The organism is Edaphobacter modestus, from assembly GCF_004217555.1.
In the GTDB taxonomy this organism is placed as follows: domain Bacteria; phylum Acidobacteriota; class Terriglobia; order Terriglobales; family Acidobacteriaceae; genus Edaphobacter; species Edaphobacter modestus.
The window spans coordinates 1,576,270-1,599,845 of record NZ_SHKW01000001.1; the positions used below are offsets into that span (position 1 = coordinate 1,576,270).

Annotated in this window: 16 protein-coding genes and 2 pseudogenes; 7 read left to right on the plus strand and 11 right to left on the minus strand. The window is 54.8% G+C overall.

The features are described from left to right. Window positions 1-433 precede the first annotated feature (433 nt). Window positions 434-3,877, minus strand: a complete 3,444-nt coding sequence (locus tag BDD14_RS06615; RefSeq protein ID WP_242617780.1) for a beta strand repeat-containing protein — start codon at window positions 3,875-3,877, stop codon at window positions 434-436. 123 nt (window positions 3,878-4,000) lie between these two features. Next, window positions 4,001-4,378, minus strand: a pseudogene (locus BDD14_RS34350) (hypothetical protein); the annotation flags it as partial. Between the two features lie 470 nt (window positions 4,379-4,848). On the opposite strand from BDD14_RS34350, the gene BDD14_RS06620 reads away from it, so the two are divergent. Then, window positions 4,849-6,897, plus strand: coding sequence for a choice-of-anchor D domain-containing protein (locus BDD14_RS06620; protein WP_130418114.1), 2,049 nt, complete (start codon window positions 4,849-4,851; stop codon window positions 6,895-6,897). Window positions 6,898-7,520: 623 nt separating this feature from the next. Here the strand turns inward: BDD14_RS06620 and BDD14_RS06625 are convergent. From BDD14_RS06625 to lhgO, 7 genes and pseudogenes are all read right to left on the minus strand, one after another. Beyond that, on the minus strand, window positions 7,521-8,468 hold the full coding sequence (locus tag BDD14_RS06625) for a glycosyltransferase family 2 protein (protein ID WP_130418115.1): 948 nt from the start codon (window positions 8,466-8,468) through the stop codon (window positions 7,521-7,523). A gap of 25 nt (window positions 8,469-8,493) precedes the next feature. Beyond that, complete coding sequence (locus BDD14_RS06630) at window positions 8,494-9,210, minus strand: nucleotidyltransferase family protein (RefSeq protein ID WP_130418116.1); 717 nt, start codon at window positions 9,208-9,210, stop codon at window positions 8,494-8,496. 3 nt (window positions 9,211-9,213) lie between these two features. Then, window positions 9,214-10,170: a polysaccharide biosynthesis protein gene (locus BDD14_RS06635; protein ID WP_130418117.1), complete on the minus strand. Its 957-nt coding sequence runs from the start codon at window positions 10,168-10,170 to the stop codon at window positions 9,214-9,216. A gap of 351 nt (window positions 10,171-10,521) precedes the next feature. Beyond that, window positions 10,522-10,728 (minus strand): hypothetical protein, encoded by a 207-nt coding sequence (locus BDD14_RS32365; protein ID WP_207231697.1) that lies wholly within the window; start codon window positions 10,726-10,728, stop codon window positions 10,522-10,524. Between the two features lie 10 nt (window positions 10,729-10,738). Further along, on the minus strand, window positions 10,739-10,924 hold the full coding sequence (gene tnpB, locus BDD14_RS06645) for an IS66 family insertion sequence element accessory protein TnpB (RefSeq protein ID WP_130418118.1): 186 nt from the start codon (window positions 10,922-10,924) through the stop codon (window positions 10,739-10,741). A gap of 1,370 nt (window positions 10,925-12,294) precedes the next feature. Further along, window positions 12,295-13,276, minus strand: a pseudogene (locus BDD14_RS06650) (integrase core domain-containing protein). A 445-nt stretch (window positions 13,277-13,721) separates the two neighbouring features. Then, window positions 13,722-15,032: an L-2-hydroxyglutarate oxidase gene (lhgO, locus tag BDD14_RS06655; RefSeq protein ID WP_242617782.1), complete on the minus strand. Its 1,311-nt coding sequence runs from the start codon at window positions 15,030-15,032 to the stop codon at window positions 13,722-13,724. A gap of 679 nt (window positions 15,033-15,711) precedes the next feature. Here lhgO and BDD14_RS06660 point away from each other — a divergent pair. Continuing rightward, window positions 15,712-16,998: a sigma-54 interaction domain-containing protein gene (locus BDD14_RS06660; protein ID WP_165419950.1), complete on the plus strand. Its 1,287-nt coding sequence runs from the start codon at window positions 15,712-15,714 to the stop codon at window positions 16,996-16,998. Between the two features lie 54 nt (window positions 16,999-17,052). Here BDD14_RS06660 and BDD14_RS34355 read toward each other — a convergent pair whose 3' ends face one another. Then, window positions 17,053-17,310 carry a multicopper oxidase domain-containing protein gene (locus tag BDD14_RS34355; protein WP_130418120.1) on the minus strand — a complete coding sequence of 86 codons (258 nt, stop codon included), beginning with the start codon at window positions 17,308-17,310 and terminating at the stop codon, window positions 17,053-17,055. A gap of 676 nt (window positions 17,311-17,986) precedes the next feature. Between BDD14_RS34355 and BDD14_RS06670 the strand changes: the two genes are divergently transcribed. The 3 genes from BDD14_RS06670 (at window position 17,987) to murA (ending at window position 20,298) form a co-directional block, all read left to right on the plus strand. Then, on the plus strand, window positions 17,987-18,421 hold the full coding sequence (locus BDD14_RS06670) for a hypothetical protein (RefSeq protein WP_130418121.1): 435 nt from the start codon (window positions 17,987-17,989) through the stop codon (window positions 18,419-18,421). Between the two features lie 30 nt (window positions 18,422-18,451). Next, window positions 18,452-18,910: a hypothetical protein gene (locus BDD14_RS06675; protein ID WP_130418122.1), complete on the plus strand. Its 459-nt coding sequence runs from the start codon at window positions 18,452-18,454 to the stop codon at window positions 18,908-18,910. 104 nt (window positions 18,911-19,014) lie between these two features. Then, complete coding sequence (gene murA / locus BDD14_RS06680; RefSeq protein WP_130418123.1) at window positions 19,015-20,298, plus strand: UDP-N-acetylglucosamine 1-carboxyvinyltransferase; 1,284 nt, start codon at window positions 19,015-19,017, stop codon at window positions 20,296-20,298. A 131-nt stretch (window positions 20,299-20,429) separates the two neighbouring features. Here the strand turns inward: murA and BDD14_RS06685 are convergent, their stop codons facing one another. After that, window positions 20,430-20,912, minus strand: coding sequence for a GNAT family N-acetyltransferase (locus tag BDD14_RS06685; protein WP_130418124.1), 483 nt, complete (start codon window positions 20,910-20,912; stop codon window positions 20,430-20,432). A 140-nt stretch (window positions 20,913-21,052) separates the two neighbouring features. On the opposite strand from BDD14_RS06685, the gene BDD14_RS06690 reads away from it, so the two are divergent. Continuing rightward, on the plus strand, window positions 21,053-22,126 hold the full coding sequence (locus BDD14_RS06690) for a LacI family DNA-binding transcriptional regulator (protein ID WP_130418125.1): 1,074 nt from the start codon (window positions 21,053-21,055) through the stop codon (window positions 22,124-22,126). Window positions 22,127-22,177: 51 nt separating this feature from the next. Further along, window positions 22,178-23,365, plus strand: a complete 1,188-nt coding sequence (locus BDD14_RS06695; protein ID WP_130418126.1) for an MFS transporter — start codon at window positions 22,178-22,180, stop codon at window positions 23,363-23,365. Window positions 23,366-23,576 lie beyond the last annotated feature (211 nt).

Below are 23,576 nucleotides of genomic sequence, written 5' to 3' on the forward strand. Positions count from 1 at the left end.
GCTCAAAATGCTTAGATAGATTGCGGATGGTTCGCAGAAAATTGCGCACTTTGCAAAATATCGGCATAGGTGTCGAACCCTTGAAATGAGGGGAATGCACAAAATCGCGGCCGGATCGTAGATATGGGCGATTCCGCTAGGGGCTGATTGTTAGACCTTCCCTAAAATGAGGGTTGCCGCAAGCATCCTCACCCCTCATCTCAGCAGTAACTTATTTATTTTGTGTAGTTTATAATAGATTAACCATCCAACCCGGTGCGCACTGAACCGTTTCCCTCGGCTCGAACCGGACTAGCCTGAGCCGCCCCTACTCTTCCTTCGTCAGCTCGCTTCGGTGAATCTCTCCCAACTGGAGAATCGACATCAGCGGCTGACTTGCCCCTCTCGGACCAGCAAAGATCCATGGTGCACGGAGCTTTCTCCCCCTGGGAAGCTAGGGAACCGTGATCGTGATCTGATTGGATGGACTGCTCTCCTTACCACTGGTATCAACCGATTTGACGACATAAAGGTAAGTCGTTCCGCTAACAACCGCGCTATCTACATAGACCGGCGTTGGGATTGGCGATGAGTTGATCGTTCCAAACGACCCACTGCTGCCGACTGACCGATACACGTTGTACCCTGCCACTGGAACAGGCGAACTGGCGGGCGCATCCCAGCTTAGATCGACCTCATGAGACACCCCCGTGCCTGTACCGCTTAAAGCGACGACTGATGTACTACCGCTGGTTGAGTTGCTGTTAATTGCGATCTGGCCCGACGGGGATCCCGCTGTCGTTGGCAGAAACCGTAGCTGCAGCGTCAACGATTGTGTCGGATTCAGCGTCACTGGAAAGCTTCCTCCGACCAGTGCGAATCCCGTCCCCGAGACAATGGCTGAGTTTACCGTCAACGGCGAAGTTCCTGTTGAAGTCAGCGTTAGAGGCTTTGTCGTCGAAGTATTTACTGCAATGCTGCCGAAGTCCAGGCTTCCAGCACTGATCGTCAATTGAGGATTCGCAGCAGTACCTGTACCGCTTAGAGCTATCACGGAGGTACTACCGCTGGTCGAGTTGCTGTTGATTGCTACCTCCCCGCCAGCCGAACCCGTCGACATAGGACTGAACTGTACCTGCAAAGTTACCGACTCCGTCGGATTCAGTGTCATCGGGAACCTCTGCGCAAGGATAGTGAACCCAGCCCCGCTGATAGCTGCCGAATTTACGGTTACCGGTGAGGTTCCCGTCGATGTCAGAGTCAGAGCCCGCGTCGCCGCAGTATTCATCGTCACGCCGCCAAAGTTCAGACTGCCAGCGCTCACTGTCAGCTGTGGGCTCGGCGCTGCAATGCTGGTACCACTCAGTGAAACAACAGCCGTGCTTCCCGTCGACGAGTTGCTGCTGATCGTCAGTTGCCCGCTCGCTGACCCGGTCGACGTAGGGTTGAATTGCACCTGCAGCGTCATTGACTGCGTTGAGTTCAACGTTGCCGGCAGGCCGCCGCCAAGAATCGTGAAGCCAGCTCCCGTGACCACAGCTGAATTCACTGTCACTGGCGCGGTTCCCGTTGAGATTAGTGTAAGTGATCGGATAGTCGATGTGTTCACTGTCACGCTGCCAAAGTTCAGACTGCCGGCGCTCACTGTCAGCTGCGGGCTCGATGCTGCAATGCCGGTCCCGCTCAGTGAAACAATACCGGTGCTTCCCGTCGACGAATTGCTGCTAATTGTCAGTTGCCCACTCGCTGACCCAGTCGTTGTAGGACTAAATTGCACCTGCAATGTCACTGATTGCGTTGGATTCAAAGTTTCCGGCAGGCTACCGCCAATAATAGCGAAGCCAGCTCCCGTAACCGTAGCTGAATTCACCGTCACGGGCGCGGTTCCCGTTGAAGTCAGTGTCAACGACTGAGTAGTCGACGAATTGACTGTCACACTGCCGAAACTGAGACTTCCGGCGCTTACTGTCAACTGAGGACTCGGTGCCTGGATACTCGTTCCGCTCAGCGCTACTGTCGCTGTGCTTCCTGTCGACGAATCACTGTTAATGATCAACTGTCCACTTGCTGAGCCCGCCGCCGTTGGACTGAACTGTATCTGCAGAGTCATCGATTGGGTTGGATTCAAAGTTGTCGGTAGACCACCTCCGACAAGAGTGAAGCCGGCGCCGGTTATCCTGGCTGAGCTCACAGACACCGGTGCTGTTCCTGTTGAGGTCAGCGTCAGTGACTGCGTTGTCGATGTGTTCACCGTTACGTTACCGAAGCTCAGACTTCCAGAGCTTATTGTCAACTGAGGACTCGGTACCGGGACACTCGTTCCGCTCAGTGCTACTGTCGCTGTGCTTCCTGTCGACGAATCACTATTGATGATCAACTGTCCGTTTGCTGAACCCGGGGCCGTGGGACTGAATCGTACAGGCAAAGTTATCGACTGGTCTGGATCCAGTGTTATCGGGAAACTCTGAGCATTGAGTGAGAAGCCAGCTCCCGAAATTGTGGCCGAGTTTACCGTCACCGGCGCTGTCCCGGTTGAGGTCAGCGTCAGCGACTGCATAGTCGTCGTGTTTACTGTTACGCTGCCGAAGCTCAGGCTTCCGGAGCTTAATGTCAGCTGCGGACTCGGTGCGGCAATGCTGGCCCCGCTCAGCGCAACTTCCGAGTTACTTCCCGTTGATGAGTTACTGCTAATCCTCAATTGTCCGTTTGCTGCCCCTGTCGCCGTAGGATTGAACCGCACCTGCAGGGTCAACGATTGCGTTGGGTTCAGCGTCGCCGGCAAAGAGCCGCCAACAAGAGTGAAGCCGGTCCCGGCGATCGTAACTGAGTTCACCGTCACTGGCGCTGTTCCTGTTGAGCTCAGCGTCAGTGCCTGCGTCGTCGCCGTGTTCACTGTCACATTGCCAAAGCTAAGGCTGCCAGCACTTACCGTCAGTTGAGGACTCGGCGCTGCCGTGCTCGTCCCATTTAGCATTACCACCATCGTGCTTCCAGTCGAAGCATTGCTGTTAATAGTCAACTGCCCATTTGCCGAGCTCGTCGTCTTAGGATTGAACTGTACCCGGAGAGTCAGCGATTGCGTTGGGTTCAACGTTGCTGGAAGATTCCCTCCAACGATGGCAAAACCCGCTCCGGTGATCGCAGCGGAGTTGACAACCACCGGAGCGGTTCCAGTCGAAGTCAGAGTGAGAGACTGCGTAGTCGTGGTATTTACGGTCACATTGCCAAAGCTCAAACTACCAGCACTCACTGTCAATTGCGGATTCGCTGCAGCAGTACTCGTCCCGCTCAGCGCAACGACCATAACGTTCTCTGCCGAAGAGTCGCTGTTTATAGCCAGTTGCCCACTCGCTGAGCCTGTTGCTAGGGGACTAAATCGCACCTGCAGCGTCAAAGATTGCGTTGGACTCAGTGTGGCCGGAAGAGTGCCGCCAACAAGAGTGAAGCCGGCCCCGGCAATCGTAGCCGAGTTCACTGTTACTGGCGCTGTTCCTGTTGAGCTCAGCGTCAGTGCCTGCGTCGTCGCAGTGTTCACTGTCACACTACCAAAGCTAAGGCTTCCAGCACTTACGGTCAGCTGAGGACTCGGTGCTGCCGTGCTCGTCCCGTTTAGCATCACCACCATCATGCTTCCGGCCGAAGCATTGCTGCTGATAGTGAGCTGACCGCTGGCTTGTCCAGTGCTGGTCGGACTGAATATCACCTGCACCGTGATCGACTGACTTGGGTTGAGCGTCACCGGCAGATTGTTTCCTACAACAGCAAAGCCCGGCCCCTTAATCGTGGCGGGATTGATCGTCACCGGCGACGTCCCCGTTGAGGTCAGGGTTACCGACCGCATCATCGAGGTATTTGTCATCACGTTGCCGAAATTGAGCTGGCTAGTGCTTTGCGACAATTGCGCAATCAACTGAACATTGCTATCGGCTCGTCCATGTGCCGATAGCTGTGCAAGCGGCCTTGAAGCCGTATCTGCAACAGTGATCTGACCTGAATAGTCAGATGCCGCCGTAGGAAAGAAACCGATTGAGAATGTATGAGTGCCACCAGGAGCAATGCTGATCGGATACTTTTCATCGCTAGCGACGGAAAAAGCCGCCGAAGAGAAACTAAGTTTGGATATATCAACAGTTATCGAACTGTTATTTGAAACCGTAACATTGCTATGGGTCGTCTGTCCTACAACCACATCACCAAAGTCCAGCGTGCTAGGTGAAACTAAAACAGAGCCAGCCGGCGGTGCGACGGTGCCCGATCCGCAACCAGTCATCACGACCGTCAGACAAACTATCGGAAGAGAGAGAGAGGCGACAAAGCCAATGCGAATTCTCTTTATCTCTGGGGCCAAAAAACTAAAAAAACTTACTAGACGACGGAGGGAGGAGCCGTACGTACTCATCGCAAACGTTTACCTCTTCAGACTTAAGACTTACAGAAAGTAGAGAGGGCATAACTGTACTGGATAGTCTGGAATTTCATAAGCAGTTTACACGATCATACGAATTGCTAATTAATATCTGATCGTCACGCACTTGCAAGGTATCCTTGGACACAAGATCCTAAAAGTAAGCATCATTTTGCGACATCCACTTGTAAGTTTCACGCTCAATTATTGAGTGTGAAACTCATAAATTTTCGTCTCAGCAAGGTACAATAAAAATCGCAGCAAAAACTGATTATCCCGCTTTGTCTCGACAAATTTATAGATCCAACTCGAACCCATTCGCTAATTGTGTGGGCGATTTTACTTTTAGCCGCGTAAGACGGCAACGATGGATTGATGCCCTACCTGTTACAAGGTCTCTTGGGTTGGCGCTGCTGATGTGGCGGGCCTTTCTGGTTACTTGAGATTTCAGAAAGGCAGGCACCATGCGTAAACTCTCGACGCTTGTTTTCGTCGTGCTTTCTCTCATCCTTCCAGCTCTGAGTTTTTCCCAATCATCGTCTCCTGTCTGGTTTACCCTCAATGCGCCCGAGGGATCCGTCATTACAGCTTCCAGCACCATAACTCTCCGTTTCGGCCAGGTAGCTTCTACCTGTGCCGCGGTAATGGGCAGCGGCCCATGCAGTGGAGTAAGTGTCGGGACACCTAGTCCTGAAGTGTGGACAAGTCCCAAGACCTTCACGCCGACATCTGGATCAGCGACCGTGAATGTCGTTGTGACCGCAACGTCATTTGGCGGTGTCGATCCCATTCCCGGCGTATACAAGACCGTGCAGATACAGGAACAGACGAATTCCCAAACCATCACCATCAACGGTCAGTCAGTTACTGTCCCGGGACTTTCGTCATCTCCTTCCTCTCCTCCCTCGTCTTCTGGAGCGTGGCTAACTCTCAATGCACCCGATGGATCGGTGATTACCGCATCCGGATCGATTACTCTTCGTTACGGTCAGTTAGCCTCTACCTGCTCTGTCGTCTCAGTAAGCAGCGGCCCGTGTCGGGGAGCAAATCCCGGCGGCACTACTCCGGAGACATGGACTTCGCCGCAGACATTTAGTCCGCTCTCTGGCTCATCAACCGTAAGTGTCACCGTGTCCACAGCGGCGTTCAATAATGTCGACCCACTTCCCGGCGTTTACAAGACTGTGCAAATCCAGCAAAAGACTACCGCACAAACCATCATTGTCAACGGTCAGTCGAGAACAGTCCCCGGAACCTCGACTCCCCCGTCTTCTTCGGTCTGGTTCACTCTCACGGCTCCGGAAGGCACGGTTATTACCGCGTCCGCTCCGATTACTCTTCGCTACGGTCAGTTGGCCTCCACCTGTGCCGTCGTCGCGGTAAACAGCGGGCCCTGCCAGGGAGCGAGTCCCGGACGCCCCACTCCGGAGACATGGACCTCGCCGCAGACATTTAGTCCATCCTCTGGCTCAACCACCGCGAGTGTCACTGTGTCCACAGCCGCATTTAATAATGTGGACCCCATTCCCGGCGTGTACAAAACGGTGCAGATCCAGGAAAAAACTAACACTCAAACCATCACCGTCAACGGTCAGTCGGTCACAGTCCCCGGAACCTCGACTCAACCGACCTGCCAGCTGGTCGCAAATCCAAGCTCCATTAATTTCCAGAACACGACCGTGGGCTACACACTCTCCTCTTCGGGCAGCATCACGAGCAACTGTCCGACGACTGTCACAGTAAGTTCCGTACAGGTCTCCGGTCCATACAGCGTATCCGGATTTCAGAGTCCGTTTTCGCTGGCTTCTGGCCAGACACAAAACTATTCTGCTGTCTTTGCGCCAACCACTACCGGAACTGCAAACGGAACCATCGCCTTTGTCAGCAATGCAGCCACAAATCCCAACGTGTCTGTGTCTCTCACTGGAACAGGTGTTGGCTCGACCCAGGTGGCGACACTGTCATCCAGCGCAACCTCACTTGCCTTCGGCAACGTCGCCGTCAACAACGCTCAATCGAAAACGGTGACAATCACAAATTCAGGATCCACAACAATCACTGTCTCTGCCGTAAGAGTGACAGGGACAGGATTTTCCATCAGTAGTGTCACAACTCCCTTTACTCTTGCGGCCAGCCAATCGAGACAGATCACCGTTACCCTTACCCCCACGGCAAATGGATCGGCCTCCGGAACCTTGACCATCACAAGCAATGCATCGAACTCTACGCTGACAGTCTCGCTAACCGGTACTGGTGTCTCGCCCGCAAATCGCACCGTTACGTTGTCGTGGAACCCCAGCTCATCTCAGGTCTCCGGCTATAACATATATCGCTCCACAGTCTCCGGTGGACCCTATTCGAAGATCAACAGTTCGACGATAACGACTGTCAGCTATAGCGATCAAACTGTAGTTGGTGGAGCAACGTACTACTACACAATCACAGCGGTTGGCACGAATGGTACTCAGAGCGGATATTCCAATCAGGCAACTGTCGTTATTCCGAACCCATAAACCTCATCGGATTTAATGCATGAGAAGAGGCCCTCACTTCACGAGAGCATCTTCTCATGCACGTCTATTTACAGGGCCACTGCAGCGCCCAAAACGCATGGCAAGAAGACTCGAATCTATCCACGCTTGGCATCGGCGTTCATGCTCGCGCGTCTCCATGCATCAGTGTGCAACGTTACGCGCGATGAGGTGCTGCGACGAGTTTTTCATGGGAGTAATCTCTCCGATCCGAAGGACCTGCTCATCCCATTTTTCGGTACTTACCAGGCAATACGATCGCAAGTGACTGGTCAGGTGATAGAGACAGGCCTACCGCCTGAATACAGGATTCTCGCCTTGCATCGTCCGCGTCAGCGGGGTCACCGCATAATGTCCGCCGGGCACCTTGGTTTACGACTTTGATCTCAATTCCTCTTCGTATATCTCGTAGTCGCCTAACCACCGCCTACCGCTACCAGACGAGGACGATGAGCCAGTTGTCCGACCTCTTCGTTCTTGAGGATGGCAGGCCACGTGTGCGTGGTCAGACCGACCTACATTCTACGAGTGTCCCGCACCGTTTGCGTCCCTACGTGCGACGTTTACCCGCCTACGCCTAGAGAGAACGGTTTCCTTAGCCGTTGCTAATCAAAGTGACCAGTAGATTGGGGCGTTTCTTTCAGTACCAACGTATGACCTTTGCGTATATGCTGAATACGTATCCAGGCGGATGGCGGCAGAGGATCCCGTTTACGGCGGATCATGGAGGGAGCAGCGATTCCTTCGCTCACGGCGCGAAACCATAAATCGACCCAACCATATCGAACCGACAGCATGCCATCTTTCAAAACACGCGGCCCAACAAAGCTGATCGCGCGCAGCAGCGTACAATTCTTCCACGCTGTCCAAATCTTGTTCCGTAGGAAGTAGTAGTTGCGTTGGCTGCGGGTCTTGTTCTCGTGTCGACTTACCTGCAGTTCCACAGTCCCGATTGTGGGCACATAAAGAATGTCATAGCCGGCTCGCAGAATGCGAAGCGCAAGATCGACGCACTCGAAACAGGCAAAAAAGTCGTCGTCGTAACCGCCGGTGTCGCGGAGGGTTGAGGCTCTTATAAACAGCGCTCCCTCACTGAAGTAGTCGGTAAGGTGGAAGCGGTCTTTTCCGATCTCAAACGGTACCGGATGCCACCAGTGTTCACGTAATGGGCTGCCTGGATCTTCCACTCCCGCGATCCGTAACGTCAGAAGTCCCACCTTTGGAAACTGATGGAAGAGGGCCACAGCCTTATGGATACTCTCGGGATCCAAAACAATCATGTCGTTGTCGAGGGAAAGAATGAAATCTCCCTTCGCACTACGAAAGCCCTCATTTCGCCCAGCAGTAGGAGAATCCACCGTCCGGCGAATCACGCGCACTCGCGAGCCGAACTCTTCTTGGAGCATCTCCGGAGTTCCGTCAGTCGAGACGTTGTCAACAACGATGAATTCCAATTCGGGCCAATTCAATCCGAGGCAACTGCTTAACGATTGACGTAAAAGATCCTTGCGGTTGTGGGTCAGTATGATTACTGAAACTGCCGGCATCTTCATATCGGGGATACCTTCCGTCGAGAAATCAATCCAGCTGTGACGCGGATGACACTACCATTTCGTTAGATGACATTACCATTTGGTTAATCGAGGAGAGCTGCTCGAACGTGTCCACAGCAAACCAGCGCTTGGGATAGATGGACGAGCAATAGACTTGGCGCTTGGAAATCAACTGCTCCCAAACCGCGTAAAAGTCCTCCTGCCGCGAAGTGATGCGGTTGATCATCGCGGGACTTAGAACTTGAATCCCGGAGCAATACCTGTCGGATGGCGTATCCCGATCTAGCCTCGTCACTACACCATCCTCTTGAAAGATGTAGTCACCTTCCAGCCCCGGGACGGGAACAACAGGAACCACCATGCACGCAGGGCTGTTATGCCGGGCGTATTCCAACTCTAGCTGTTCAATATCGAGTTCCACAACGTTGTCGCAAGTCAGTACGAGCAGGGGTTCGTCCAAGTACTTGAGCATCGTGTTGTAAATCCACCACGAGTTTCCCTTGCCGCTGGTGTTGTAAACGCAATCAACTCCTAGGTCGATCACGTGCTCAGCGAGTTTCGGTCCTTTATACCCAACTGTGATATGAATCACGTCAACGTGCCCACGAATCCGGCGGATCCCATCGGCGATGAGTGTCGATCCTTGAAGTGGGGCCATTGGTTTAGGGATGACAGCCGTCAGGGGCATCATACGAACGCCACGTCCCGCAGCCATGATGAGTGCATGTCGGATGCGTGTCATACGCTACACCTCCTCGCGTGGTGGATTGCTAATTAAATCCAGGATTTCAGCATCGGTCAGCCGGTCGGTATTTGCCGACGATAATCCGTAGGACACTGGCTTTTCCGCCTTCTCGTTGAAGGAGAGCAGATAATGGGTGACGCCATCCAACTCCAATTCAGAGGTATAGGGAATCTCGATATCGCCGAACAGGAATTCATCGTCGCGCTCGCCGGGACGTCCTGACACCCTCTCCCAGCTGCCGCCTTTATGCCTGCACCAGACGCGCAGGATATCTTCGATTTGCGCCGCCTTCATCTTGCGGCAGAGTACTTTGCCTTGGAACCGTTCGGCGTTTTTTAGCGCTGCCAAAACGAGTTGAACGGATTCGTCGACAGTGAAAAACATCCGTCGCATTTCAGGGCCGGTTGTGCCTATCACGCCCGTCTTCTCGTGCATGCTCCTCCAAAGCGGAAATACCGACCCTGTGGACCACACAACATTGCCGAATCGCACGCATACAAACCTGGTGTCAGTCATGCGATTGCAGGAGCAGAAGATACGCTCCATAAGGGCCTTAGACATACCGTAGGTATTCCGGACGGGAGGTGATGCCTTGTCCGTAGAGACACCAATCACGGTTTCCACGCCGCGTTCCATGGCGACCCGCGCGACGTTTTGTGAGCCAAGAACATTTACATCAATGCACTCCATGGGTTGGTGTTCCGCATTGTCCACGAATTTGGTCGCCGCTGCGTGGATGATGATGTTAGGACGCGCTGCCACCACGATGTCACGAACCGACTCAATATTCGTTACGTCGAGTGGCACGGCTTCACAGCCCGTGCGATCCTGAGCTTGCTTTGCGAGGCTATTATTGCGGCCCGCGAGAATAATCCGATAGTCGGATTTCAATGCGAGTCCGAGTTTCTTACCAAGGAACCCCGTCCCGCCAGTGATCAGAATCGTTTTGTCGTTCAAAGACGCTCTCCATGACAAGGCTGCTGAAAAACTACTCGTAAACCACAACCGGTTTCTGTGAAGATCAACTCCGGTCCAGAGTCTTGGTTTCACGGCTGTACCTAACAGGTAAGCACGTGGATCACCAAATGGGATTACAGAATCAATCGATTGAGCTGTCAGCCATAACCCACCACGTAAATGTCTATTACTCTGACTGTTGGCAGCAAATCTTTGGACGGAGAAGATGGGTTCAAAAGACAGCTCATGGGAAGTAAAGCTGTCGTGAACTAGGAGACGTCTTGCATATAAACTGCAACTGAACCGTCCCGCGGAATTTGCTTGCGGAGACGCCGGTGAGCCATGGTGGACTTACTCGTGCACGAAGCTGGAAACGCCTGGGGCACAGGGGAAAACCTTGACAAAGTCGGCTCCCGCCTTGTGCGCCGACATAACCTCGGTGGGGGTTAATGCGCCGGGCTTTCCCAGAAAGAGGAGCAGCACAAGCGTCATGCGCGGCAACTTGAAAACTCCAGCCTCGAGCCGCTTATACCAGAGCACAAACCATCGCGATCCCACGCAAGTATCTTCAACCGGTCACCGCGGCGCGAACGAAGCAAAAGTAGTGCCCGCTGAGACGGTCTTCTCCTATCGTTGCACGCACCCGCTCGGCCAGACGATCAAATCCGCAGCGCATGTCCGTTGCCTCGGCCTCAAGCCAGATGCACGCCCCCTGCGCTCCATCCAGAGATCTCAAGCTCGGCAGACCGATCACGCTTCAACCTCGAGCACCGTAAGCAATGCCCGCAAATGACTCGCATCGAATCCAGGCACAACCACAAGACTGCAGCCCTTCCTCTGGCTGGCGGAGCGATTTTTATGGAGCGGTGGTTCACGCAACTTACTTGGCTTCGGATTGGCTAGCGAAGCAACCTGCCAACGAGCTAGGGCATGGGATAAATCGGTGCCCATCTAGCAGATCGCTGACATCAGGTTGGTAAATCTGAAGTTTTTGCGCGAGCTCGGCCTGGGTATAGTGTCCGCATTCAATGTGATCGACGAGCTTACGACACACCTCACTTTGATCTTTGTCTCGAAGGATTCCTGTTGTTGGGACAAATCCATCTCGTCGAAGACGTCACGTTGCGTGATGTAGCTTATTTGTGCCCGTTAGATTTAGCACCACGCTCTGCACATCGGCGTTCACTTCCTCGGTATATCTACCGAGGCTTCGCAATAACATACCGTTCATATAATCACCTCGCGTCAACACGCTTTCTCTCTCTAGTGCTCTACGCCGAAATCCTTTAATGGATAACAGACTAGATTTTGTATTCACCATATAGAGCGTCCTTCTATACAATCTGCATTTGTTATTCGTCCTCGACAAACGCCTATGAACCATAACTCGTCAGAGTCGAATCGGGAGCAGATATTACGCGTTTTAAGCTCAGAGGCAATTCGGGATTGGCTATTACGTGCTTTCAACTCTTTGTTAGCTCAAAATTGTGATCTACACTCGGAGCTTCTTCAGGGGCCAAGGAACGCTCAACTGCTCTTCGCGAATCGATTCCCCAGCAGGAACTCGAGAAACTGGTTAAAGGCGGTTGTAACGAACTGGTTCTTGCTGCATTGAGTGATAGCTCGACACTTCCAACCAAATTGCAAAACCTGATTTGCGGAACCCCCGACTGCGAAAGACACCTAACACACATTAGCGAACACCTCGACTCGACGGCTTGCCTCTTCAATTCGTTGCTGCCAGGATTTTTATCTGAATGGCCCTTTAAAGAGATAACTCCTTCATGTCAAGAAATGGTAAGTCACCTACATTTTTACAAATTACTTATTGATGTCTTTTCTATCCTCCTTGAACAGATGAAGACGCATCTCGCGGACGTGCGATATCCGATCACCAAATATGTAAAAGATGCAACTGGCAAATGGCATGATGGCCCAGTTTCTCTCATCATCTAGGCCGTCACTGGAGAAGACCTCGATCCAGTGACACATCGTCAATGGAGAAGACGTTGTTTGAAAGAAATCGAATCCTTTCCGTTAGAGACGCTGATGCGCTCAGCGCAAATAGTCGTAAAAGAACAGAACACCAATGAATAAATTCCCGCCGATTTTGTCACGTTCTCGCTAACGTGACAAAAAAACGAAAAATAACACTTGAAATGTTCTGTTCCCCCCCCGTGAAGGGCCTAGTTTTTCTGTACCAAGGTCAGGGTTAGTCTTCGACCTGTTTAGGTTGCAGAGAGATCGGTGAGGACGACTCTCGTTGTATTCCTGTCTCAAGGCTTCGATCAGATGCTTTGCCTCCTTCAGACCAGGAACCAGTGAGTGTCCAAGCATTCCCAACGAAACGTGCCGTTGAAGCTCTCGACGAAGGCATTGTCGGTCGGCTTGCCTGGTCGAGAGAAGTCGATCTTGGCACTGTGCCGATAGGCCCACAGATCCATCGCCTGACTGGTGAACTCGCTGCCGTTGTCGCTGAACAGCACCTTCGGGACGCCGCGGTCGAGCTTCAACCGGTTCAGCGTTCGCACAGCCTTTCGCTTCCCGGCAGGCTTCATCCTCTTCAGGGTTAGCCCTTCTTCCTTGTACAACCGGCACACCAGATACTTGCCCACTTCCCAGCCCTCGCGGTTCAACAGCACGCGGATCTTACGATACCCGTAGCGCACCCTGCTCTGTGCGATCTCGCGGATCCTCATCCGCAGTTCAGTCCGCGGATCGAGGCAGCTTCGGTAGCGGTAGGTCGCTCGAGGGACTCGAAGAACCCTGCAGGCTCGCCGCTCGCTTACCAGGTAGCATCCAACCAGACGCTCCACCATCGGCCCACGCCGCGAAGGCTTCACCATTTTTTTGACAGCACATCCTGCAGCATCGTCTTGTCCAGCGTCTGCTCCGCAACAAGTTGCTTCAGCTTCAGATTTTCCTCTTGCAACTGCGCCATCTTACGAACTTCGTCCACCTCCAGGCCGGCGTACCTCGCCTTCCATCGGTAGAACGTTTGCTCGCTGATTCCTGCCTTGCGGATCACCTCCGCAACCGGAACACCCACCTGCGCCTGGTTCAACACGCCAATCATCTGCTCTACAGTGAACCGCTTCTTCCGCATCCAAATCCCTCCGCCTTCTCAGGCTAAATTTGGGCGGAAACTAACATCTCTATTGGCTCAGAAATACCGGGGCCCATCAGCATCCCTGAAGACGCTCCAACTATGCCAGAACCACAACCGCTCACAGACACAGCAAGGCACACAAGCGCAGGCAGGGAGAACAGCTGTCGCCACACGCGCTCGACTGAAGCCTGAAGCACAATTGTCGCGATGAAACGCCTTTGAGAAAAAAGCAACACTAAGCTGGTGCCACACGGACATCACCCCTTTGGAAATCAAAAACCTGCAAACAGTTGCAGAAAGCCACGCAAGTATTGAAAGCGAAACATTGAATCATTTCCAAGGCGGAGAAAGGGTGACGTCCCCTTCCTCACGGCCCACCGTGACATCACACACACTCGCGCACCATGACACAAATGGGGCAGTAAATTTTGGCAACTTTCACCTATATGAAGCGCAGCAGAATGCTGCCGGCTCGTTCAACTGCCGTATCCACAATATGTTTTCCTATGGCCAATGAGGCTGTCGCAGCAGGTGAGGGCACGTTGCAAACGTGAACCATTCCGTCAGTATGAGCAAAGTAAAAATCATCAATTAGTTTCCCGTCAATACCGAGCGCCTGGGCCCGAACGCCGGAACCGCCGGGCTTTAGGTCCTCCATACTGACATCAGGCATCAACCGCTGCAGCGCACGCAAAAAAGCAGCCTTGCTCAAGGAACGGTAATACTCTTCAACGGACGTGTGCCAGTAGCTCGCGGCCATTCGCCAGAAACCGGGGAATGTCGCAAAATCCAGCACGTCGCCGAATGCAAACGATCCTCTGGAGTATCCTTCACGTTTCAGCGCCAATACTGCGTTCGGCCCTGCCTCAATTCCGCCTTCAATCCGCCGCGTGAAGTGCACGCCGAGAAACGGGAACCGGGGATCGGGGACCGGATAAATTAAACCTCTGAGGTTCCCTAGTTTTGAGGGCGAGAGCTCGTAATACTCTCCCCGAAATGGAATGATCTTCAGATCAAGCTTTACGTTCGCCATTTGGCTGATCTTGTCACTTTGCAGCCCCGCACAATTGATAACAAACTTCGCTGTGATCTCCCCACGTGTCGTCTCCATTACCGTCTCGGAATGGACGTATCTCAGCCCGATAACCTCACAGGAGAGCAGAATCTGTCCACCACGTGCTGTGATCAGCTCGGCATACTTCCCGGCAACCTTACCGTAGTCGACAATCCCGGTTCCCGGAACATGAATCCCTCGAATACCGGCCGCGTATGGCTCCAGGTCCCGGATCTCTTTCGCACAGATCATCTTTAATCCTTCGAGGCCGTTTCCTTTACCACGACGATATAGCTCCTCCAGCCGTGGAATCTCTTCCTCCGTGGTCGCTACAATCACCTTCCCGCAAATCTCATAGGGTACGCCATGATCCCGGCAGAAATGGATCAAGGCATTCGCTCCCTCGACACAAAGGCGCGCCTTCAGGCTGCCCGGCTTGTAGTAGATACCCGAGTGAATCACACCGCTGTTATGACTGGTCTGATGAGCGCCGACGGTGCGCTCCTTGTCCAGGACGACTAGCGAAACGCCAGGAAAGCGGGTACAGAGTTCGCGAGCCGTTGCCAGCCCTACAATCCCTGCGCCGATAATTGCAACATCAACCTGGGATAAATTGAGGCCGGCTATTTCGGCTGACTTTGACTGGTTTAGCATTTCGTTCGATACCTGGCTGATGTCATGTCGCCGACGCTCTCGCACGATCTCCTGAAAAAAGCTGTCGGACTTTCAAGATTGCTCTATCTCGGTCAGGACTGCACTCAAGTAGCCATACAAAATTAGCACATGACAGAACCCAGCCCAGTAACTTACAGGTTACCTAAATATATGCTCGTAACTCTCACATTTTTACCAATTCTGAACTTCAATGCACTTTGGAAACGTACGGCATACATCCTCTAAGTCAAGCTGGAACAGTACTTAACTAAGTTGCCGGGACTCTACAAACAATGTGCACACTAGAAGTGCAACTTTTTATTTGACTCTTCTGTGGGATAGAGCTAAATTCGCTCCACTTCAGGCATCACAACAGTCCGGTATAAGCGTGGCCATAACCAGGCCAGTAACTTAGCCGCCTGTTACTGGGCTTGCTTTACCTAACTCACCTAGGTGTGTCCTAGTGAGCGGGTCTAATTTTCTGCATGGTTCTCCGGACTCCTAAGCTGCATAACGTCCCGAGCCCATTTGTATCGGCAGTATCTGCCGATCGCGGAAAGTAACTGCTGCGCATTTTCTGCCATTGAGGTGTTTTTACATGAAGGACGCCGTGCAAATTCTTGCTATTAGTGACGACATCAATGTTTGCAATTTGATTCACACTTCACTTTCCTCTCACGGTCATCAAGCGATATGCGTTCCTACCTCTCTTGACGCCATTCAGATGCTTAGTCGAGGCGTGCGGGCGGAGTTCGTCTTGATTGACGTGGCGAAGAGCCAGTCAAATGAGCAACTCTTTGATCCTGCTCTCCTGCAGATGGTTCGGAGTGAGCAACTCTGCCTTCTTACCGAGAAAGAAGATACCCACTGGCAAAGCAGCGCTGCGAATTGGAATATTCAAACCGTGTGGACGAAGCCTTTAACTCGCCATCACATCGAGAGACTTGCTCGATGGCAGCATGCAGCGCCCTCTCCTTCCGCCAACACCCCGTCGGAAGCTGCAGGCGGCTACCATCTGGAGGAACTGGATGACAACCGCTTCTTCCTTGCTGCATCGCCAGTCATGATGCAACTCTATCGCGATATACGAGTACTCGCTCCAGTCGACATTCCGGTACTTATCCTCGGCGAAAGCGGCGTGGGCAAAGAGATTGTCGCCATGTTGCTGCATAAGTACCACACTCGTTCCGAGAACAGATTCTTGAATGTCAACTGTGCGGCCCTGCCCACCGAACTCCTCGAGAGTGAACTGTTCGGTTACGAAGCAGGCGCATTTACCGGCGCAATGAAGTCGAAACCGGGCAAATTCGAGCTCGCCAATAAGGGAACTCTCCTGCTGGACGAGATCGGAGAGATGAGCCCGCAGATGCAGGCCAAACTGCTCCATGTCTTGCAGGATGGGTCTTTTTGCCGTCTCGGTGGGCGTTCCCCAACCAAGGTTGACGTTCGAGTACTGGCCGCCACCAACATCGACATGCAGACCGCGATCACTGAAAAACGATTTCGCGAAGATCTCTACTATCGCCTGAATACTTTGACACTTATCATTCCCCCGCTCCGCGAGCGGCGAGAAGAGATTCCCCTGGTGATGGAGGAACTGAATCGCAGAGGAGGATCCGGTATCGGAGAGCCTCTTGTCCTATCAGATCGTATCTTTGACGCCGCTCTGGAGTACCACTGGCCTGGAAACCTCCGCGAACTTCGCAACTTCGTCATACGAACGCTCATTCTTCGAGACCAGGAGTCTGCCTACGCCTATCTTCGAAGCAAGACGCAAACACAAAGCAATATGTCAGCGGCAAGTGTTACTGGAGATGCAGGAAATAGAAAGACGGCAAACCTCTCTGGAATGAAGGATGCAATCAGTGAGATAAAAAATCAGACTGAAATCCGTATGCTGCGGGATGCACTCTCGGCCTCTAACTGGAACAGGCGACGAGCGGCAATGAATCTTAACATCAGCTATCGGAGCCTTCTATATAAGATTCAGCAACACGGCTTAAGCGCTTAGGTCTCAATTCTGTCTCAGCTCGGTTATACCGGTTCACGGCATCGTTCTGCCGCTCTAAGGCAACACTTGATACCTTGCGATCATGCCACCCGCGTAGTGGTCAGTTAGATGACATGAAAGAGCCACATGGCCCTCGCTGTCGGGAATCATGTCAGCGCTGGCCATAGCCATTGGACCAAGAAACAGCGTATCCATCCGCATGTTGTTCCATGTAACGGTATTCCCATGCCAGTGCGCCATATGGACATCGTCTTCGTTGGTATTTGAGAGAAGATACCACCGTACATGTTCTCCCTTTCGCATCGTAAGCATCGGCAGATTTGCTTCGATATAACCATTAATCGAATAAAGAGATTCTGATCGCGAAGCAACAGGTCGGTTGCCTTTAGGCGCGCCGCTCTGGCTTCTTTCCCCTGATTTTCTTCGAAAAACCAGCTGTCTGTCTCGTCAAAAACAGCAAAGTTGGCGATGAACTCTCGGTCGACATCCCTCGGCGATCCCATCCCCAAAATCCCAAGATGCGACCATTGTTGCGGCCGGTCTTTTAGTGTCTTGAAAGTCGCATCTGTGTACTCCCTGTAAATCGCCTTGTGATAAACCCGGTGATTCAATCCGGATGCCGATTCATCTTCTGCCGCTTCAGGATGAGGAACCCCGGCTAAATTCCTTCCATGAGGCGTGTAGTCCCAGTTAACTTCATCGGCAGCTATGAAGTAGATTCTGGTAACTCCCGGCCTTTCCTGCGGCTGTGTGTTCATCCCGCTGTGACCGCCCATTCCAACAGGAGCACCCTCTTGCGATCTCTTCCCGCCCTCCCTTGCTGCGTGTTTTGACTTTGGATCGACTGTGGACTTTGCGTCCAGCCAGGGGTGACCGATAAAGCGATGCAAGCAACAAAGACGCACCGGCTTATCCGATAAGCCCGCTGAACTGAAAGGAATAGGTTTTCGAGGAAGATCCCGACATCACTATAGCGTCATCGGAATCGATGACGAAAACAAATATATCGCTCTATGACAACCTGCTCTCTATGGATTGGCGACCACGATTGGACCGGGTCTCAACCAGGAATGCGAAGCGGACAGATCTGCGAGCAAGGAATTCGTTCCAGATCCAGGGAGTCGCGCAGGTGCCTCAGATCGCCGTGGCGAACTTCCATCTCACCAATCTCGGCCAGCCAACAGAAACTTTCGAACGCCACTTCGGAAAGATCCTTGGAAGCAGCAGCTACTTTCCCAATCGCCGGATTCAGCTCAGGGCACGATCCTCTTCTAACCAGGAACATCTCCATCCTTGGGCCTGCGGGAACTCACTGTTCCGGCAGGCCTTTTCTCTTGTTTTGCCAATAAAACCGACCCCCATCGAAAACATCACCACAACATTCCCCATTCTTGGTGTTTATTCCATCAGCAGCATTCGCTAGCACGGCGCTACCACAAGGAGTGCACCAACAATGAAACGCTTACTTCTCACCTCCGCCCTGGCACTTACCCTCGCCGCTCCTGCGGCCTTCTCCCAGCAGCCCGCCGCTCAGCAGCCTGCCAACGATGCCACGGCACAGCAGCCGGCCGCGAACGACGGCCACCATCACCACAGCTTCGATCCTCACAAGGCCGCGCAGCATCTCAGCAAGCGCCTCAATCTCACCAGTGACCAGACCGCGAAGCTCGAGCCGATCCTGGCTACGCAGCAGCAGAAGATCGCCTCCCTGCGCTCCAACACCAGTCTCACGCCCGATCAGCGTCGTGAGCAGTTCCGCACCATCCATCAGGAGACACAAACACAGCTCTCCAGCGTTCTCACTCCCGACCAGTTGCAACAGCTTCAATCAATGCGTCGGTTCCATGGCCGTCGGCCCTCGCGGCAGCAGCAACAGCAGCCCGATTCGACCACGCCACCTTCCGCAAGCTAACTGCCCGTTCTCTCCCGGCTGAAGCCGCCTCACAAGGGCGGCTTCGCCTTGTTGGTACCAATCTCAGTACCCATTTCCTCGTCACTCTTCCGTAAACTGGGAAGATGGACAAGTTTGTTGTACGCGGCGGAAATCCACTTCTCGGAACCATCAAGATCTCCGGAGCCAAAAACTCCGCCCTCCCCTGTATGGCCGCCGCCATCCTCACCGAAGACGAGGTCATCCTCGAGAACATTCCCCAGGTCCGCGATATCGAGACCGAGCGCAAGCTCCTCGCCTCCATGGGAGCCGAAGTTGAGCTCGGCTACGGCCGCGCCCAGCATCGCACCCGCATCAAGTGCGGCATCCTCTCCGATCCCGTCGCCAAGTACGAGATCGTCAAGACCATGCGCGCCAGCTCCCTCGTCCTCGGCCCGCTCATTGCGCGCACCGGCATGGCCCGCGTCGCCATGCCCGGCGGATGCGCCATCGGCGGCCGCCCCATCGACCTCCACATCAAGGGCCTCGAATCCATGGGGGCCACCATCACCTACGATCACGGCTATCTCGAAGCCCGCGCCGACCGCCTCAAGGGCGCGCACATCGTCTTCGACAAGATCACCGTCACCGGAACCGAAGACCTCCTGATGGCAGCCGTCCTCGCCGACGGCGAAACCCTCTTCGAAAACTGCGCGCGTGAGCCCGAAGTCACCGACCTCGCCGCCATGCTCGTCGCCATGGGAGCAAAGATCGAAGGCGCCGGAACCTCGACCATCCGCGTTCAGGGAGTCACCAGCCTCCACGGTGCCCGTCACCGCATCAACCCTGACCGCATCGAGGCAGGAACCTTCCTCATCGCAGGAGCCATCACCGGCGGCGACCTCAACGTCGACTCCTGCGAACCCTCCCACCTCGGCGCCCTCATCGCCAAGCTCGAAGAGTGCGGCGTCCGCCTCGACGTAGGCAAAGACTGCGTCCGCGTCCGTTCCGGCGGAGGCGACCTCAAGGCCGCCAACATCTCCACCGAAGAGTACCCTGGCTTCCCCACCGACATGCAGGCGCAGTACATGGCCCTCGCCACCCAGACCGAAGGCACCTCCACCATCAGCGAGAACATCTTCGAAAATCGCTTCATGCACGTCGGCGAGCTCTCCCGCATGGGAGCCAACATTACCGTGCAGGGCCGCACCGCCACCGTCCGCGGCAAATCGCCCCTGCAATCTGCCGCCGTCATGTGCTCCGACCTCCGCGCCTCAGCCTCTCTCGTCCTCGCCGCACTCGTTGCCGACGGCGAGACCATCCTCGATCGCGTCTACCATCTCGATCGCGGCTACGAGCGCTTCGAAGAAAAACTCCGCGGCGTCGGAGCCCAGATCCGCCGCATGGGCGATGTCTTCGGCAAGAAGTAATCCTCTTTGCCCGTTGTTTTCCTCTGGCTCAGAATGACGCCTCAGCTGCCGTCATTCTGAACCGAAAGGCGAAGAATCCGGCACCGCGACTTCCACAGGAAAGCCACCAACATCCCCTCCGCACAAAGCAACTATCGAGGCTTCCCAGGGCCCAGTTCCTTCCAATACATCACCGCATCCAGCCCGCTTCCGTAAAAGCTTCGCTGCACTCCAACCCGGCTGTAGCTCATGCGTTCATAGAGGCGCACCGCGCCCACATTCTGCGCGAACACATGCAGCATCATTCCCGTCCCGTTCCAGCTGCGAACCCACGCTTCCCCCTGCGACAGCATCTTTTCTCCAATGCCGTTCCCCCGCCACCGCTCAGCCACATCGATCGTCACGACATAACCAATCTCGCCCCCCACCGTCTTCTCACAGTGCACAATGCAGAATCCCGCCAGCTCACTCTCTTCCTCGGCAACAATAACCCACGCGTTCCTCGCCTCCGCGAACCTGCGCATGGCAGCCCTGCTGAAACGGAACGGCGCCGAAAAGCACGCCGCGTCCAGCTCGACCATCCCTTCCAGATCGCGCCAGCCGTAGCTTCGATACCGAATGCCTTCGCGTGTCATCTCGAAACGTTCCACAGCGTCGTCCCTCACTTCTCCGCCAGATTCCCACCAGGCATCCTATGCCGTTCTCTTCCCGATATTCCATTCTCCAACTCGGCAGTGTAAAACTGTTCCATTCTCGAAAGACTGTACCGGAGCTCATGGCCGCCAGAAAAAAACAGGTTCCCGACGCGACCCGGCCGGTCACCCTCAAAATACTCGCCGAGTATCTTGATCTCTCGCCCGCAACCGTCTCCATCGTCCTCAACAACTCGCCCGTAGCCAAGTCCATCTCTCCCGAGACTCGCCAGCGGGTTCTCAATGCGGCAAAAAAATTCGAGTATCGTCCCAACGTACACGCCCGCATGCTTCGCACCCGGCTCACCAACACCGTGGGCGTCGTCGTCCCCGAGCTCAGCGAGGGCTACTTCACCGGCCTCATGCTCGGCGTCGAAGAATATCTCCTTCAAGCCGGCTATCTCTACTTCACCGTCAGCCATCTCTGCCGACCCGACCTCATCGAGGAATACCCCAACCTCCTCATCAGCCGCGCAGTCGACGGTCTTCTTCTCGTCAACACCGAACTGCGCAAGCGCGTCCCCCTTCCCGCAGTTGGAATCTCCTCCCACATCAGCGTTCCCGGAGTCACCAATCTCGTCCTCGACCACGACCGCGCTACCCGTCTCGCCCTCCGTCACCTCTACGAGCTCGGTCACCGGCGCATCGCCTTTATGAAAGGCCAGGCCTTCTCCCTCGACTCCGAGTCCCGCTGGCAGGCCATCAACGCTATCGCCAAGGAGATCGGAATCACCATCCACCCCGAGCTCTGCATCTATCTCGAAAAAAACTCCTGGTCACCCGAGCTTGGCTACCCGCCCGTCCGCGATCTCCTCGCCCGAACCCGCGACTTCACCGCCATCTTCTGCTTCAACGACACCGCCGCCATCGGAGCCATCCGCGCCATCGAAGATGCCGGCCTCTCCTGTCCCCGCGACATCTCCGTCATCGGCTTCGACGACATCCTCGTCGCCGAGTACACCAACCCCCGCCTCACCACCGTGCGCCAGCCGCTGCACAAAATGGGTGTCGCCGGCGCCGAGCTCCTCATCAAGCGCATCCAGTACCCCGATCAGCCCTTCGTTGAAACCGTCTGGTTCACACCCGAGCTCGTCGTCCGCGAATCCACTGCAGTCGCGCCATCCCCAAAGCCACGTCGCGCCGCCAGGTCCCTCTGAGTCTCTCGCCCCAAACCGATACCCTCGATTCCCCTATACCCTAGAGCCCGGATGCCCTCAGTACCCGACAACCTCTCTCCCCCCGCCTCCTCATACGCCATCTGGCGGCAGCTCTCTCCCCTCTTCGTCTGCACCATGGCCTGGGGTGTTGTCACCGTCATGCTGGGCCCTTTGCTCCCTGCGCTCATCGCACGCTGGCATATCCAGGACTCGCAGGCCGGAACTCTCTTCACCGCCTCCTTCCTCGGCCAGCTCGTAGGCGCCTGGTTCGCGACCCGCAACCTTCGTCTCAGTCTTCTCTGCGGCGCTGCTCTCACCGCCGCAGGCGTCGCCGCACTCGCCTGGACCGGCTTCTTTTGGGCTCACATCGCCCTCTTCGCCGCCGGACTCGGTCTCTCCGCTGGCATCACTGCCGGCAATGTTGTCGCTGGAACCGCCACCATCACCCGTCGTGCCACAACCCTCGCCCTCTTCAACGTAAGCTGGAGCATCGGAGCGATCTCCTGCCCCGTGCTCGCCCGTCTCTGCGGAGCCTCCAACACTCGGCTTTTCTTTCTCATCACCGCGGCGATCGTCATCGTCGGCGGCCTCTTCGTCGCGACTCTTCCCCGCACCCTCACGAACGAGCCGCCAGCTTCACCCTCGGCCTCGGCTCCCATACCTGCTTTCCTGCCTCTTCTTCCCCTCACGCTCTTCGCCGCCTCCATGCTCCTCTACATCGGCAACGAGAACTCCCTGGGAGGCTGGCTTCCCAGCTTCGCCCTGCGCAACGACCCCACCCTCGCTGCCTCCAACATCGCCCTCCTCTACTGGATCTCGGAGCTCACCAGTCGTCTCGCCATGGCCGCTCTCCTCCACCGCATCTCAGAGGCCGCCCTCTATCGAGGCTCCCTCATCCTTCTTCTCATCACCCAGGCCGCACTGATCCTCATTCCGCATCCCTCGCCGACCACAATCCTCATCGTCACCGCCGTAAGCGGAGCAGCCATCGGCCCCCTCTACCCGCTCATCATTGCTTTTTTGCTCGCGCGGACTTCGAATCATCCCAGGCTCGGCCGCCTCTTCGCCTCAGCCTCGATCGGAGGAGCCACGCTTCCATGGCTCACTGGAGTCATCTCCACTCACTTCGGTGGTCTTCGCGCCGGCCTTCTCGTGCCCACCGTCGGAATCGCACTGATGCTCGTCCTCTCAGCCGGTATCCTGCCAACACAATTCTCCACGCCTCGATCCGAAGCGTGATCTCCATGCATCCTGGCCTGCCATCAGCAGACATAATCAACCGTAGAGCGGGCACAAGAAGAGCCAGGCGGGTAGGCCTGGCCTTCTTGCCACCTTCGGCTTAGCGCGCTCTGAACCTAAACTGGTCCTTCAAGGTGATGCCGCCGATAACTATGAGAGCAACCAAGGACGGGAGAAACAAAAGGTACATAAAGCCTCCTCAGGCCAAAAA

Excerpts from the sequence above, each read along its gene's own strand:
- BDD14_RS06620 (WP_130418114.1), top strand. The coding sequence starts at position 4,849 with ATGCGTAAACTCTCGACGCTTGTTTTCGTCGTGCTTTCTCTCATCCTT.
- BDD14_RS06625 (WP_130418115.1), bottom strand. The coding sequence starts at position 8,468 with ATGAAGATGCCGGCAGTTTCAGTAATCATACTGACCCACAACCGCAAG.
- BDD14_RS06630 (WP_130418116.1), bottom strand. The coding sequence starts at position 9,210 with ATGACACGCATCCGACATGCACTCATCATGGCTGCGGGACGTGGCGTT.
- BDD14_RS06660 (WP_165419950.1), top strand. The coding sequence starts at position 15,712 with ATGCTTAGTCGAGGCGTGCGGGCGGAGTTCGTCTTGATTGACGTGGCG.
- BDD14_RS34355 (WP_130418120.1), bottom strand. The coding sequence starts at position 17,310 with ATGCTTACGATGCGAAAGGGAGAACATGTACGGTGGTATCTTCTCTCA.
- BDD14_RS06670 (WP_130418121.1), top strand. The coding sequence starts at position 17,987 with ATGACGAAAACAAATATATCGCTCTATGACAACCTGCTCTCTATGGAT.
- BDD14_RS06675 (WP_130418122.1), top strand. The coding sequence starts at position 18,452 with ATGAAACGCTTACTTCTCACCTCCGCCCTGGCACTTACCCTCGCCGCT.
- murA (WP_130418123.1), top strand. The coding sequence starts at position 19,015 with ATGGACAAGTTTGTTGTACGCGGCGGAAATCCACTTCTCGGAACCATC.
- BDD14_RS06685 (WP_130418124.1), bottom strand. The coding sequence starts at position 20,912 with ATGACACGCGAAGGCATTCGGTATCGAAGCTACGGCTGGCGCGATCTG.
- BDD14_RS06690 (WP_130418125.1), top strand. The coding sequence starts at position 21,053 with ATGGCCGCCAGAAAAAAACAGGTTCCCGACGCGACCCGGCCGGTCACC.
- BDD14_RS06695 (WP_130418126.1), top strand. The coding sequence starts at position 22,178 with ATGCCCTCAGTACCCGACAACCTCTCTCCCCCCGCCTCCTCATACGCC.